Source organism: Microbulbifer zhoushanensis (assembly GCF_021729055.1).
GTDB lineage: Bacteria > Pseudomonadota > Gammaproteobacteria > Pseudomonadales > Cellvibrionaceae > Microbulbifer > Microbulbifer zhoushanensis.
Window position 1 is genome coordinate 339210 of record NZ_JAJSAO010000001.1, and the last position, 14326, is coordinate 353535.

A 14326-nucleotide genomic window follows, 5' to 3' on the forward strand; every position below is an offset into this window, starting at 1 on the left:
GTTTAGCAAGGGGCCGACACCATGCCCGGGACCCCCCGGCTAAAGGTCAGTGTGCAACATAGCGTGCCAGGGCGAACATCAGCAGCAGCCCAAGGGCAAAGAAACCGAAATGGACCGCCGCGGCGCCGGCGCCCCCGCGATGCTTGATTTCCGGGATCAGGTCCGAGGCGGAGATGTAGATAAAGCTGCCAGCCCCGAACAGGACCAGTGTGCCCAGGTCAAAGTGGCGCGACAACAGGTAAGCCAGTAATGCGCCCAGGGGAAATGTCAGGCCGGAGATAAAGTTCCAGGCCAGCGCCCGGCGGCGCGACCAGCCACCGTGTACCAGCACTCCAAAATCCCCAAGCTCCTGGGGCACCTCGTGTGCCGCAGCGGCAAGCCAGGCGGCAATACCTGCGCGCGCATCAATCAGGAAGGTGCTGGCAACCGCCAGCCCGCCGATAAAGTTATGGATCCCGTCCCCGAGCAGGATCAGGTAGGTGACCGGCTCCCGGCTGTTGGAGTGGGTGCCATGGGAGTGGTGCCAGCTGAGTAACTGTTCAAGCAGGAGGAACGTACTGAAACCAACCAGGACCCAGAGCCCCGCATTGAGCGGTCGAACAGATGCCAGCCCCTCGGGCAGCATGTGGAAGAAGGCCCCACCCAGTAGGGTTGCCGCCGCCAGGGACACCAGCGGCAACAGGATCCTCTCCAGGGTGGCTTCGCGCATCAGCAGGCTGATGGCACCGGACATGGCGATGCCACTCATCAGCAGTCCGCCCCCCAGGATCCAGGGGAGTTCAGTCATTGCACTCATGGGTCGCCGGGGTTGCAGGATGCCTTGCCATAGCGGTTGTTCCCTGGTCCATATCCCCCGCAAGGATAGGTCCTCCCCCTGAGTCGCCAGCTTATTCCGGGGGCAGCTTTCGTTAAATTGCTATCAGCCCCGTGGGTGGCTGCGGGCGTACCGTGCGCCCGGGTGGCTACTTATCCGGGAAGGGTATGTACTCTTCCTCATCACCGGGGACCCTGGCGAAATTGCCCTGTTTCCAGTCATTCACAGCCTGGTCGATCCGTTCAGCCCTGCTGGATACAAAGTTCCAGACAATATGGCGCCGGTCGAATGGCTCGCCACCGATAATCGCAATGCGACTCTCCTCGGCAGCCACGAGTTCCACGCCGGACTCCTGGCGGAAGACCGCCATGCTGAATTCCGGTATCTCCATATCGCGCGCATTGAGCTTTCCGGCGGCCACATAGACGGCCCTTTCCTCGACATCCGGCAGGGTGATCCGCTGGCCGGCCTGCAGGTGTGCCTCGACATAAAGGGTTTCCGCATAGGTCTTTACCGGGGATTCGACACCATAGGCGCTGCCCATGATCACGCGGACCGGCACCTCGTCCACGGTAATGGCGGGGATCTTCTGTGACGGGTAATGATGGAACTCGGGGGCAATCTCCTCCTGTCCCTTGGGCAGGGCCAGCCAGAGTTGCAGCCCGTGCAGGCGGTGGGACAGGCTGCGCACTTCGTCGCGCTCCCGCTCCGAGTGGACAATGCCACTGCCGGCGACCATCAGGTTGATGTCCCCGGGCCTGATCGGTTGCAGGCTGCCCAGGGAATCCCGGTGCAGGATCTCCCCCTCGAACAGGTAGGTGACGGTACAGATACCGATATGCGGGTGCGGCCTGACATTGATTCCCTGCCCCGCAGCAAAGTCAGCCGGGCCCATATGGTCAAAGAAAATCCACGGCCCCACCATTTGCTGTTCGCGGCTGGGCAGTGCGCGCCGTACGGAAAAACCACCGAGCTCCCGCGATTTTGGCTCGATAATTTCGGCGATGGCGCCGCAACCCACAACGAAATCGCACTCCTGCTCCGCGGTCCTGGTCAGATTGCTCACGGTTGTTCCCCTGCTCTGCTGCTGTCGATGAATCCTGGTTATTTGATTCCGTTCCCCGGCTGCCCGGGACATATGCATTATGCGGGGACGGAGCCGCATCTGCTTCGCAATCTATCGAACTCAAGGTTCGAAAGGATCGATAGTCCCTGAAAGCCAGAGTCTATCCTTTTTAGAGTCATCGTCTGTCCTTGTGGCATGCAAAGCATTAATATGCCCGCTCACCAGAGATGACCAACCTGTAGTGAAGATGGGGTATCAATGCTACAGCAACTGCTAGAAAACAAATTATTGCTGTCAATACTCGTTATTGTCGCAATCCTGATGCTGCGGTTCCTGCTGGGTTTTGTATTTGCCCGCCAGAAACGCTGGGCAAAACAGGATCGCCGTCGCCGCATCAACACTGTCCATAATCTCAGTAATCTCCTGATCGTCCTCGGGCTGGTTGCGGTCTGGGTATCGGAGTTGCGGGAATTTGCCCTGTCCATCGCCGCCTTCTCCGTGGCGATCGTCATCGCCCTGCGGGAGGTGGTGCAGAGCCTGGTGGGCAAGATTTACCAGGCCAGCATGCGATCGTTCCAGGTGGGCGACTGGGTCAAGGTTGGTGACCAGTTTGGTGAGGTCATCGACAGCGACTGGCTGAGCACGACCTTGCTGGAGATCGATCCCCACGGGCTGGGCAGTGGCTATACGGGTATCACCCTGTATATCCCCAACAATGTGTTTTTCACCAAGCCAGTGAAGAACCTCAATTTTATGCGCCGGTATATCGAGCACTCGTTCTCGATCGTGCGCGAGAACAAGGGAGGCAACCCTTTTGCCGCCAAGGAATTCCTGCTGGAGCGCATCCGCGAGCACAGCGAGGCCTTCCACGAGGTGGCGGCCCGCTACTGCCAGATGATTGAGCATCGCACTGGCGTCGAGCTGGTGGGGACGGACCCCAAGATCAGTTTTACCACCAACGAGTTCGGCCATGATGTTGTCACCATCACCCTGTTCTGCCCCCGGGAAGAGGCGCACGATATCGAGCAGAATGTGACCGAGGACCTTTATAACTTCTGGTACAGCGGGCCCCAGAACCAGCTGGCGACCGGGGAGTCTGGCGAGGCCTGATCCCTGCAAGCCAGCGGCCACCGGCAGGCTCGGGGTTCATTCTAAAAAGTAGGTGTCTTCTACCTGAATTTTGCGATTTTCTGTCGAATTCCTGAGTGTTTAAATGCCTCCATCAAACGCAGCACTCCGATGGAGGTACAAGCAATGACCCGTTTACTGAAAATCAAAGCCAGCCTGTTCAACAATGATGGCCAGTCTTCCCAGCTGGTGGACGCCTATGCCGACAAGTGGCTGCAGGAGCACTCCGGCGCTACCGTTACAGAGCGCAACCTGGCCGATGAGCCGGTGCCCCACCTGGACCAGGCGCGCTTCGGCGCTTTCACCACCGCACCCGAAGAGCGCAATGACGCCCAGAGCGACGTAGCTGCTTATTCGGACCAGCTGATCGGTGAAGTGCAGGAGGCCGATATACTGGTGCTGGGCGTACCTATGTACAACTTCAGCGTGCCCTCGACCCTGAGCGCCTATTTCGACCATATCGCCCGGGCCGGTATCACCTTCCGCTATACCGCCAACGGACCGGAGGGCCTGCTGAAAGGCAAGAAAGCGGTGGTGTTTATTACCCGCGGTGGCGTTTACGGTCAGGATCACGCGCAGACAGCCTATCTTCGTCAGTTCCTGGGCTTTATCGGTATTGAGGACGTGGAGTTCGTCCACGCCGAGGGCCTGGCCATGGGGGATGACTCAAGGGATGGGGCTCTGAATGCGGCGCGCGAGCGTATTACTGAACTCGCGGCCTGATACCATTAACGACGACCGGCGGGGCCTGATCGGGCACCGCCGGCCCCACCTCGCAACCGCCGCGACTCCCCCTCACTGATTCGCGCTCTATATTCCCGGCCCCCACTACTCACCGCCAGTTCCACTAGGTTTTGGGAATGGCAGGAGGCAGCCGGCATGCGATTAGATCCCGACAACAACTCAGCAGAAAAGCACCACCGGCAATACCTCGAGCGGGCCGTGGCCCTGGCAGACGCCAATGTAAGGGAGTCGGGCGGGCGGCCATTTGGCGCTGTGCTCGTCCACGACGGGCGGGTGATTGCCGAGGGCGTGAATACCATCCACGAAAACAGCGACCCCACCGCTCACGCGGAATTAGAGGCGATCCGTGCGGCCACCACCGCTGCGGGTGCCCCACGGCTGGACGGCACGGTGATGTACGCAAGTGGACATCCCTGCCCCATGTGCCTGGCGGCCATGTACCTGTGCGGGGTGAAGCGCGCCTATTACGCCCTGTCCCAGGAAGACGGCGAGGCCCACGGTCTCTCGACCGCAGATATTTATGCCGAGCTGGCGCGGCCCGCCGGGCAGCGTACCCTCAGGATGATCCATATCCCGCTCGACCACGGCCCGGATCCCTACACCAGCTGGAGTGCGCTGCAGGAAAGGTCCTGACGCCTCAGAAGCGGTGCGTTAACGCCAGATCGATATGCCGGGGTAATTCCGGGAATACCAGCGTGGAACCGAAATAGCCCCCCTCGAATACCGGAGCCCAGTTCTCCTCGTCAGTCAGGTTGAAAATATCCAGCCGCACGGCAGTGTTCTGCTGGTTAAAGCGGTACTCGATATTGCCGTTGAGGGTGAACTGCGCAGGTATCTCCACGGTCTGCAGGTAATCCAGCGGGTAGCTACCGGAAAATACCGCGGAGCCGCCGAGAGACCATGCCTCGTTTAACCGGTAGCCCGCAGCTGCGGATGCTGTCCATTCCGGCAGGCCCTGCAGGCGGGCATCCGCTGGGGCGAAGCCGGCAAAGTTGGGCGCCCCCAGCCCGGTTCCCGCCACAATATCCGGGCGTGAATCGTCGAAGGCATCCAGCACCTGCTGCGAGTCCTGGAATGCAGCGGAATTGTCAAAATTTGCCTCCAGGTAGCTGGCGCCGGCACTGGCCCAGAGTTTCTCGCCCCGGTAGAAGAGCTGCATCTCGAGTCCCTGCGTGCGAATCCCCGAGTTACTGCCGTCGCGGTTGCGCAGGCTGCGGGTCTGGTCGAACAATGCCGCATCGGCATACCATGGGCTCCCATCGGGCTGGTACTTCAGGCCCACCTCATACAGCGTGTTTTCAGTGGCAAAGTTCAGTGGACTGATGGTGTTGTTACCAGACAGTACATTGCCGCCCCCCAGGCTGTTGGACGTGGACTCCTGGTAGGCAAGCGTGGCATAGCCGGTGAAGGCTTCCAGGGGGCGGTAGTGAAGGCTGGCGCTGCCGGACTTCAGCCAGTCGCTGTAATCGTCACTGGCACGCTGCACTCCTGCCGGGGCCAGCGGGTCCCGCGCCTCCACATCGTAGTAGTCGCCGCGCAGCCCGACTGTGATCCAGAGCCGTTCGGTAAGATCCTGGCGATGCTGCACAAACAGGCCGGTCTGCAGGCTGCTGGAATCGGTGGTGTCGGACAGGTTGAAGTCGCCCGCCCCGTCTCCGTCGAGGTCGTACTGGCCGCCGGGTGACACGAACACACCGGGCCGCAGCTCCACTAGCCGGGCCTTCTGCGCATCGGTCAGCGGGATGCGGCGGTTTTCCAGTGGCCCGGTGAGGTCGATGGGCAGGTCCGCCTCGGTGGTGAACTGGCTGTAGCCCAGCACATCGTTGTAGCGCAGGCCGATACCGGCGACCGTATCACCGAAGTGGAGTTCTGTCCGGTTCTCCAGGGTATCTGCCCCGTCGATAATCTCGACAAAACTGTTCTGCGCTATCTCCTCCCGTTCCAGGTGCTCGTAATAGGTACGGTTAATCAAGGCCAGCCCGTCTCCCAGTTCACGTTGATAGACGGAATGCAGTAACAGGGTCTCGGCGCCATTGATATCCAGTGGATCGGTGAGCACGGTACTGCGGTCTATCTCCACCAGGCCGGCGGGACTTACGATTGCGCCGGCGCCGGGAACAGTGGAGCCATCGGGCCGCACGCCCTGTCCCTGGACGTAGAGGCCGTCATCGATCAGCTGCTGCGTGGGGCGGTTGATACCGGCGTTGTCGGTCCACTCGACGTCGTAGTATTCCAGCGATACATTCCACTCACTGCTGCTGTCGGGACTGAGGCGATAAGCGAGGAACAGGTTGTCACTGTCCATCCCGGCGTAATCGTAGAAGCTGCCCTCGTCGCGGTGCTCATAACTGGCCCGTACCGCCGAGCGGTCCTGCTCCAGTACCTGGGAGTAATCCAGCTGGCTGCGGTAGCGATCCCATTCGCCGCCGCGAACCTGTACAGTGCCGCCGGAATCATTTAGGTCCGGACGCTTGGGCTGCAGGTTGACGAAACCACCGGTGCGCTGGGTGCTTCCGAGGATCACAGAGGGTGTGCCGCGCACCACGTCCACTTGGCCTACGGCATTGAATGAGAGGGGAATTCCCAGGCCGTTGTTACCCACCTGCCGACGCATGCCGGCTTCAAAGACCTCACCCAGCTGGCCCCGCAGTGTTGGCAGGCTGGGCGCACCAAAACCGGTTGCGCCGTAGGTATTCGGCGTGACGCGCTGGAGATCGCGCAGGTCTTCCACCGCCACCGCCTCCAGCAGCCACGCGTCGATAGGGGTGACCGAGCGCGCGATATCCTCGCTGGTAAGGCCGGAACCGAAGGCATCGCTGACGGTATTGTCCGCAATTCCCGCACGGGCCGGGTCATCCTGGCTGCCTACTACCTCCACCAGTTCCGGCTCTCCCTCCTGGGCGATGGCCGGGGCGGCGGCAAGCAGCAACACGGAGAACGCGATGGGTTTTTTGCGGAAGGTAATGTCGGTCATTCCTGGCCTCTGTTGGTTATCCAGAATTCTGTCTGGTTGTCTTGTGTGTCACCGGCGGTTGTTATCGTTCAGGCGCCACTCGTATTCGAGATAGGTGATATCCATTTCATTGGCCCGCAGGGCCGCAGCCTGTGCGGCACTCAGGCCCAGTGCCCCGCGGTAATCCAGCAGGAACTCGCCAAGACTACTGTGGCCGCGCCAGCCTCGACTGAAGTCGTCGCGATACCACTCGAATATCGGTGACAGCCTCAGCCCCCCTGGAGTGGCGCGGTTGCGCGAGCGATCCGACAGGAACCGGCGAGCCTGCTGCTCCAGTTGCTGTTCCAGCCGCTCCCCGGTATAGGCCTCCTCGCGCAGCATCGGGCAACCGACACTCGCACAATTGACGGCGAAATGGATGCGGGGCTCATTGAAATCCCGGCGGATCATGCCGTGCTCAATCTCGTCCAGAGAATACCTGCGGCCGAACAGGGCGACGAACTCCCGGCGCCAGGGTGCACCCGGAAGCCAGCCGATATCACGGATGGAATCAAGGCCCGGGTATTCTGCCAGCACCAGCTGGATGGTCGCGGCATTATAAGCGTTGATGAGGAAAGCCAGTTGGTCAGCCTCTTCCCAGCCATCAAAGGTATTCCGCTCCACCTCGGCCAGTTGTGCCAGGTAACGGACCAACTGTTGCCGGTCTGCCTGCATTCCCCTGTAATCCACGGTAGAGGAGTGACCGCCATCAGCCAGGATTACATGATCCTGCAACAGGTTCGACCAGATGTGGTGATCCGGAACAGTGGCCCGGGCCAGGGTAAACTGGCTCAAGAGCAGGATGATAACGAGAATACGCGGCATCGGGTGACTCTTATCGATCGCTGGTGACGGTTTCCGCCTATGCTGGAACAAGAGTCGTGCCGGGCGCTGATTTATTACAGTCAATCGCCACTGCCATTATCCGGGTCCTCGATAGTATCCGGCTGTCACAGCTGCAATGCTAACTCGGCATAGAGAGACCGTGATTCCCCGGGGAAGTACCGGTCGCCACTGAAGTTACTGAAATCCGCACGCTCCGCGTATTCCTCATCCAGCAGGTTGAGTAACCGCAGGCCTACTGACCAGCCCTCGCCCAGCTGCCGGGTGGCGCGCGCGTGCAGCAGGTCATGGCCCGGGTAGCTGTGCTGGTTGAGTGGATCTGTGTAGTAGCGCCCCTGGTGCAACCATTCGAGTTCCACCTGCGTGGCGGCATCCGGCTGCCATTGGAGCCGGGCCGAACCAAAACTGCGCGGCGCGGAGTCCAGCAGCCTGCCATCCAGGGCGATTCCCTCTAGTAGTCGCTCATCGTCGAAGCGGTGCTCCGCATAGCTCGCTGACACATCCACCAACCAGTTCGGTGCCAGCTGGTAACCCAGTGCCAGCTCCAGGCCCTGATGGCTAGTGGTCCCGCCGGACCGGTTAAAGAAGTCGGCATCGCGAAAGATCACATTGTGCTTCTCCATGGCATAGCCGACCAACTCGTAGTCGATGCGACCTCCCCCACCCCGCAGCCCAAGTTCGACGCTGCGAATCTCCACGGAGTCCAGGTCAGCCACTTCCTGCTCCCGCTGCAGGCGGTAGAGCTCCGTCGCCTGGGGGGCACGAAAACCGTGGGCCAGGTTTGCGAACACTTGATGGGCAGGCGTCCAGTCGTATACCAACCCCAGCTGCGGTGACCAGTTTTCAAAGTCATCGCGACGATCGGCGGGACGGCTATAGCGGCAGCCGCCAAAACCACAGCTGCTGCCATCCTCGCGGGATCGGCCGGCCAGCATGTGGTTGTCATAGTCATAGGACAGGCTTTCCAGCCGCAGTCCCGCCTCCAGGACCAGTTGTTCCGTCAGCCGCAGGGATGCCAGTGCATAGGGCGACAGTAATAACGCATTGACTCGATAATCGTAATGCCGCCCCGGTGGCACGGTTTCCGCCAGGAATTCGGATCCTGTGGCAATGCCGGACTGAGACTGGCGCAGGGAGGCCCGGGTATATTCCCCATCGAGGCCCGTTGCGACGCGGAGCGAATCACTGACTGGCAATATAAGGCTGGTCCGTACACCGGCGCTGCGATGGGCTGTTTCTTCGAGGGGCTGTCCGGGCAGGAAGTGCTGCAGGAACTGCATGTCCCCGTAGCGGGCGTACGGCGTGACCTGCAGGGAATAGCCGTCGCCCCACTCGGTTGCCATGCTGTGCGACAGGCGTGCGGTGCGCACATTGCGAAAGGCCTCGGGGTTTGGGTTTGAGCGCCGCAGCGTGACGTCCCGGTAGGCTTCCTCTCCCACCACATAACCGGCGGTCTCCTGCTCCAGGTTGGTGGCATTGAAGCGGGTCTCGGAACTGGACTGCCCCCTGCGGTGCACCACGGTCAGCTTCTGCTGGTCATAACCGGAACTGGCCCGGTAACCGCCGTCACTGGCCAGGGAGATGGCGGTAAGCAGGCCCGACTCAGTGCCGGTAGCAGTGGGGACACGGCTGGAGAATTTCCAGCGGTCGTTGGGCCCGGCTTCCAGGCTCATGGCTCCGGTGCCCCCGGATTGGTACGACGGGCCCAGTACATTAATCACCCCGTGCATGGCGCCCGCCCCATGTAAGGTGCCCGCCGGTCCACGCACTACTTCGATACGCTCTGCCTGCTCACTGTGTGCCGCAAACAGTTCATTCACATTACAGAAGCCGGCGGGAAACAGTGGGATGCCGTCCTGCATGGCCAGCACGCTGCCGCAGGCACCGGCGCCAGTCAGTACCGGTGAACGGAGTGCCGGCAGGTATTCCTGCCCGTTACCGCGGCTCAGGTTTGCCCCGGGAACCCGTGCCAGACTCTGCTGGATATGGCTGTGGTTCACCAGTGCCAGCGCATCGGCACCCAGCACCGCCATGCTGCCGGCGTAGTCAGCCCGACTGCTGTGCAGCGGGCTGCCGGTGACCACCACGGTTTCCAGCTGGCCACGAACTTGCTCCACGGCCTGGTCGCTGGCAAAAGCGTCCCCGCTCAAAAGTAACGCCGTCACGAGTGCCGCCCTGCGCATCCCGGTCTCCTGTTGCGATTATTTGCTGCGCATTCTAACGCACAAAAAAAAACGCCGGCGAATGCCGGCGTTTCCAATCAGGCGGGATGCGCCTGTTGTCAGGTCATATTCGCCCGGTCAGGTCACATCTGCCGTCGCACTTTCACGCAGGTCTCCCCTGGCGGGCGCCACTGGTTCACTTGCGGACTCTTCCGTATTGCGTGAGCGACCGAACAGCCGCTGTACGATCACGAAGAACAGCGGGATAAAGAAAATCCCCAGCAATGTCCCAACCAGCATGCCGCCCAGCACCCCGGTACCGATAGCCTGCTGGGCACCGGAACCGGCACCGGAGGCAATGGCCAGCGGCAGTACACCCAGGCCAAAGGCCAGCGAGGTCATCAGGATCGGGCGCAGGCGATCGCGCACTGCGCGCATGGTGGCCTGCACCAGCTCCATGCCCTCTTCCAGGTTCTGCTTGGCGAATTCCACGATCAGGATGGCGTTCTTGCTGGTCAGGCCCACGGTGGTGAGCATGGCCACCTGGAAGTAGATATCCCGCTCCATGCCGCGCAGCGTGTTCGCGAGCACGGCCCCGAGGATGCCCAGCGGTGCGACCAGCAGTACCGCAGTGGGCACCGTCCAGCTCTCGTAGAGAGCCGCCAGGCACAGGAATACGATCAGCAACGACAGCGTATACAGCAGCGGTGTCTGTGCCCCCGCCTGGCGCTCCTGGTAAGACAGGCCGGTCCATTCCAGGCCGACGCCGCCCGGCAACTCGCTGACCAGTCGCTCCATCTCCGCCATGGCCTCACCGGAGCTGACACCCGGTGCAGCAGAGCCGTTGATCTGCATCGCCGGAACGCCGTTGTAGCGCTCAAGGCGCGGGGAGCCGTACTCCCACTCGAAGCTGGCAAAAGTCGACAGCGGCACCATTTCGCCGTCCCGGTTACGCACGGACCACTTCTGGAAATCCTCCGGCACCATTCGATACGGCGCATCAGACTGCACGTAGACCTTCTTGACCCGGCCACGGTCAATAAAGTCATCGATATAACGGCCGCCCCAGGCGGTGCCGATGGTGGTATTGATCTCGTTGATCGAGAGACCGAGTGCAGCTGCCTTCTCGGTATCAATGTTCAGGCGGAACTGGGGTGTATCGTTCTGGCCATTGGGACGCACATTTGCCAGCAGCGGGCTCTGTGCCGCCGCACCCAGGAGCTGGTTGCGCGCTTGCGTGAGCGCCTCGTGCCCCAGGTTGGCATTGTCCTTCAGGTAGAAGTCAAAGCCGCCGGAGGTACCCAGGCCCGGCAGTGCCGGGGGGGAGAACGCGAAGGCCATGGCGTCCTTGATCTGCATCAGCGCGCCCATGGCCCGCATGGCTACCGAACCCGCGTCCTGGCCAGGCTCCTCGCGCTCTTCCCAGTCGTGCATATTGATGAAGGCAATACCGTTGTTCTGGCCGCTACCCGCAAAGCTGAAGCCCTGCACGCTGAAGACAGATTTAACGGTGTCCTGCTCGTTCTCGAGGTAATAGTCCTCTACTTTCTTGATCGACTCCATGGTGCGCTGCTGGGTGGCGCCCACCGGAGCATTGATCATGGAAAACAGCACACCCTGGTCCTCTTCGGGAAGGAAGGAACTGGGCAGGCGCAGGAAGAGCACCAGCATCACAGCGGCGAGGCCGGCAAACAGCAGCATAAAACGGCCGCCCCGCGCCACGATCCCGCGTACACCACGCTGGTAGCCGGCTGTTCCGCGTTCAAAATTGCGGTTGAACCAGCCGAAGAAGCCCTTCTTCGCATGCCCCTCGCCTTTCGCAATTGGCTTGAGCATGGTGGCGCAGAGGGCCGGTGTCAGCACGATGGCCACCAGCACCGACAGTGCCATGGCCGCGACGATGGTGGCCGAGAATTGCCGGTAAATTACCCCGGTGGCGCCTTCCATAAATGCCATGGGCACGAATACCGCCGAGAGCACCACGCCGATACCCACCAGCGCCCCGGTGATCTGCTTCATCGACTTGCGAGTGGCCTCTCGGGGCGAAAGGCCCTCTTCGCTCATCACCCGCTCTACGTTTTCCACCACCACAATGGCGTCGTCCACCAGCAGGCCGATGGCCAGTACCATGGCAAACATGGTGAGCATATTGATGGAGAAGCCCATCGCCGCCAGCACGCCGAAAGTGCCCAGTAGTACGACCGGCACGGCAATAGTGGGAATAATCGTGGCGCGGATGTTCTGCAGGAACAGGTACATCACCAGGAATACCAGGATCACCGCCTCGATCAGCGTCTTGATCACGCCCTTGATGGATACCTCGACAAACGGTGTCGAGTCGAATGGCACCACGGTCCGGATCCCGGTGGGGAAATAGGGCTCCAGCTCCTTGAGCTTCGCCCGCACACCGTCGGCCGTCTCCAGTGCATTGGCGCCAGTGGCCAGGTTCACTGCCAGGCCGGTGGCCGGCTGGCGGTTGAAACGGCTGATGAAATCGTAATTCTCCGCACCGATCTCGACCCGCGCGATGTCCCCCAGCTTGAGCACCGAGCCATCGGGATTGGAGCGGATCACAATGTCGCGGAACTGTTCAGGAGTCTCCAGCCGGCCCTGGGATACCACATTGGCATTGAGCTGCTGGCCATCGATGGCCGGGGTTCCACCCAGGCTGCCCACCGCCACCTGCTGGTTCTGCGCCTGTACCGCCGCGATCACATCACTGGGGACCAGCTTGTAGGTTTCCAGCTTGTTCGGATCCAGCCAGATACGCATGGCGTACTGGGAACCGAATACCTGCACACCGCCCACGCCGGGCACCCGGCTGATAGCGTCGACAATATTGGCATTGATATAGTCGGCAATATCCGCACGGTCCATGCGGCCGTCCTCGGATACGAAACCCACGACCATCAGGAAGCCGCTGCGCCCCTTGCCAACATTCACCCCCTGTCGCTGCACCGCTTCCGGTAACAGCGGCAGGGCCAGTTGCAGTTTATTCTGCACCTGTACCTGGGCGATATCGGGGTCTGTGCCATTGGCGAAAGTCAGCGAGATATTCACCCGGCCATTGGATTCGCTGGTGGCGGACATATACAGCAGCCCATCGAGCCCGGTCATGCCCTGCTCGATAACCTGTGTCACCGATTCCTCCACCACCCTGGCAGATGCACCGGGGTAGCTGGCACTGATGGATACCGTGGGGGGCGCGATATCCGGGTAACGCTCTACAGCGAGCTTGCTGACCGCGAGCCCGCCACCGAGCATCACGACGATCGCGATCACCCAGGCAAAGATGGGACGGTCAATAAAGAAAGATGCCATGGTACGCCCCCTCAGGAATCAGCTGCAGCAGCGCTTTCCGCCGCAGGGGCAGGCTGTTCAGGTTCAGCGGACACGGTGGTGACCTCAACGCCCGGGCGGACTTTCTGCAGTCCCTCGACAATAACCCGGTCACCCGCCTGCAGGCCGTCCTCAACCAGCCAGTGGCTGCCAACGGTCTGGCTGACAGTCAACGGGCGCATTTCAACCTTGTTATCTGTGTTCACGACCATGGCATTGGTGTTGCCCCTGGGGTCGCGAGTGACGCCCTGCTGCGGTACCAGGATCGCATTATCGCGCACGCCGCGGCCAACCACGGCACGGACGTACATGCCGGGCAGCAGCATGTGCTCGGGATTGGGAACCACGACCCGCAGCAGGACACTGCCGGTGGTGGGGTCCACGGTGGCCTCGGCAAATTCCAGCTTGCCCTTGTGCTCGTAGGTAGATCCGTCATCAAGCAGGATCGTCACCGGGAGATCTGTGGTGTCTTCCACTTTACCGGCCTCCAGGGCGCGGCGCAGTTGCAGCAGCTCGCTGGTGGACTGGTTAAGGTCGACGTATATCGGGTCGAGTTGCTGGATAGTCGCCAGTGCCTGTGCCTGGTTCGCTGTCACCAGGGCACCCTGGGTCACTGATGATTTGCCGATCCGGCCACCGATCGGGGCACTGATGCGGGCATAGTCCACCGGGATACGACTGCGCTTGACCGACGCCAGGGCATTGGCAACCGCGGCCTCGGCCTTCTTGAGGTCCGCGCGGGCACTGTCGTTATCCTGCTTGCTCACCGCGCCGGTTTTCACCAGGTTGGCGACACGGTCGGCGCGCAGCCGCGCCACCTCAAGCTCGGCCCGGGCGCTCTGCAGGTTGGCCCGGGCGCTGTCGTAGTCGGCACGGTAAGTGGCATCGTCAAGCTGGTAAAGCGGCTGGTCGGCCTCGACAATCCCGCCCTCGCGGAACAGCTGCTGTTCCACCAGGCCGTTCACCTGTGGGCGAACCTCGGCGACTTTATACGGATTGGTACGGCCCGGTAACTCACGGGTCAGGGTTACTGACTCGGGCTCCAGGGTCACCACCGCCACCTCCGGCGCCATTTGCGGCCGTCCGCCCTGTTCCTGGCTACATGCCGTCAGCAGTGACAACGCGGCCATCAGGCCGGCCAACAGATTCCGTTTCCGCATCTACACCTCTCCAGTGACCCGATGGTCCAAATGCTGCCAGCGGACCGGATGGTCAGTTCGCTTTGACAGTTATGAATG

The 14326-nt window shown here is 61.5% G+C and carries 10 protein-coding genes; 3 read left to right on the forward strand and 7 right to left on the reverse strand.

The window, feature by feature from the left end; genetic code table 11:
- Window positions 1-46: 46 nt before the first annotated feature.
- Together LVD10_RS01460 and LVD10_RS01465 are read right to left on the reverse strand one after the other, a co-directional pair.
- Window positions 47-787, reverse strand: coding sequence for a ZIP family metal transporter (locus LVD10_RS01460; protein WP_232942546.1), 741 nt, complete (start codon window positions 785-787; stop codon window positions 47-49).
- 175 nt (window positions 788-962) lie between these two features.
- Window positions 963-1880, reverse strand: coding sequence for a pirin family protein (locus LVD10_RS01465; RefSeq protein ID WP_237061495.1), 918 nt, complete (start codon window positions 1878-1880; stop codon window positions 963-965).
- 258 nt (window positions 1881-2138) lie between these two features.
- Between LVD10_RS01465 and LVD10_RS01470 the strand changes: the two genes are divergently transcribed.
- The 3 genes from LVD10_RS01470 to LVD10_RS01480 all read left to right on the forward strand — a co-directional run bounded on the left by LVD10_RS01470 (window position 2139) and on the right by LVD10_RS01480 (window position 4385).
- Complete coding sequence (locus LVD10_RS01470; protein WP_232942549.1) at window positions 2139-2990, forward strand: mechanosensitive ion channel family protein; 852 nt, start codon at window positions 2139-2141, stop codon at window positions 2988-2990.
- A gap of 144 nt (window positions 2991-3134) precedes the next feature.
- Complete coding sequence (locus LVD10_RS01475; protein WP_237061496.1) at window positions 3135-3731, forward strand: FMN-dependent NADH-azoreductase; 597 nt, start codon at window positions 3135-3137, stop codon at window positions 3729-3731.
- 156 nt (window positions 3732-3887) lie between these two features.
- Complete coding sequence (locus tag LVD10_RS01480; protein WP_237061497.1) at window positions 3888-4385, forward strand: nucleoside deaminase; 498 nt, start codon at window positions 3888-3890, stop codon at window positions 4383-4385.
- Between the two features lie 4 nt (window positions 4386-4389).
- On the opposite strand, the gene LVD10_RS01485 is transcribed toward LVD10_RS01480, so the two are convergent.
- The 5 genes from LVD10_RS01485 to LVD10_RS01505 all read right to left on the reverse strand — a co-directional run bounded on the left by LVD10_RS01485 (window position 4390) and on the right by LVD10_RS01505 (window position 14248).
- Window positions 4390-6726 (reverse strand): TonB-dependent receptor, encoded by a 2337-nt coding sequence (locus tag LVD10_RS01485; protein ID WP_237061498.1) that lies wholly within the window; start codon window positions 6724-6726, stop codon window positions 4390-4392.
- Between the two features lie 48 nt (window positions 6727-6774).
- Window positions 6775-7569 (reverse strand): DUF547 domain-containing protein, encoded by a 795-nt coding sequence (locus LVD10_RS01490; RefSeq protein ID WP_237061499.1) that lies wholly within the window; start codon window positions 7567-7569, stop codon window positions 6775-6777.
- 125 nt (window positions 7570-7694) lie between these two features.
- Window positions 7695-9770 (reverse strand): TonB-dependent receptor, encoded by a 2076-nt coding sequence (locus tag LVD10_RS01495; RefSeq protein WP_237061500.1) that lies wholly within the window; start codon window positions 9768-9770, stop codon window positions 7695-7697.
- A 117-nt stretch (window positions 9771-9887) separates the two neighbouring features.
- Window positions 9888-13070, reverse strand: coding sequence for an efflux RND transporter permease subunit (locus LVD10_RS01500; protein ID WP_237061502.1), 3183 nt, complete (start codon window positions 13068-13070; stop codon window positions 9888-9890).
- 11 nt (window positions 13071-13081) lie between these two features.
- Window positions 13082-14248 carry an efflux RND transporter periplasmic adaptor subunit gene (locus tag LVD10_RS01505; protein ID WP_305080563.1) on the reverse strand — a complete coding sequence of 389 codons (1167 nt, stop codon included), beginning with the start codon at window positions 14246-14248 and terminating at the stop codon, window positions 13082-13084.
- Window positions 14249-14326: the final 78 nt, after the last annotated feature.

Excerpts from the sequence above, each read along its gene's own strand:
- LVD10_RS01460 (WP_232942546.1), bottom strand. The coding sequence starts at position 787 with ATGACTGAACTCCCCTGGATCCTGGGGGGCGGACTGCTGATGAGTGGC.
- LVD10_RS01470 (WP_232942549.1), top strand. The coding sequence starts at position 2,139 with ATGCTACAGCAACTGCTAGAAAACAAATTATTGCTGTCAATACTCGTT.
- LVD10_RS01475 (WP_237061496.1), top strand. The coding sequence starts at position 3,135 with ATGACCCGTTTACTGAAAATCAAAGCCAGCCTGTTCAACAATGATGGC.
- LVD10_RS01480 (WP_237061497.1), top strand. The coding sequence starts at position 3,888 with ATGCGATTAGATCCCGACAACAACTCAGCAGAAAAGCACCACCGGCAA.
- LVD10_RS01485 (WP_237061498.1), bottom strand. The coding sequence starts at position 6,726 with ATGACCGACATTACCTTCCGCAAAAAACCCATCGCGTTCTCCGTGTTG.
- LVD10_RS01490 (WP_237061499.1), bottom strand. The coding sequence starts at position 7,569 with ATGCCGCGTATTCTCGTTATCATCCTGCTCTTGAGCCAGTTTACCCTG.
- LVD10_RS01495 (WP_237061500.1), bottom strand. The coding sequence starts at position 9,770 with ATGCGCAGGGCGGCACTCGTGACGGCGTTACTTTTGAGCGGGGACGCT.
- LVD10_RS01500 (WP_237061502.1), bottom strand. The coding sequence starts at position 13,070 with ATGGCATCTTTCTTTATTGACCGTCCCATCTTTGCCTGGGTGATCGCG.
- LVD10_RS01505 (WP_305080563.1), bottom strand. The coding sequence starts at position 14,248 with ATGCGGAAACGGAATCTGTTGGCCGGCCTGATGGCCGCGTTGTCACTG.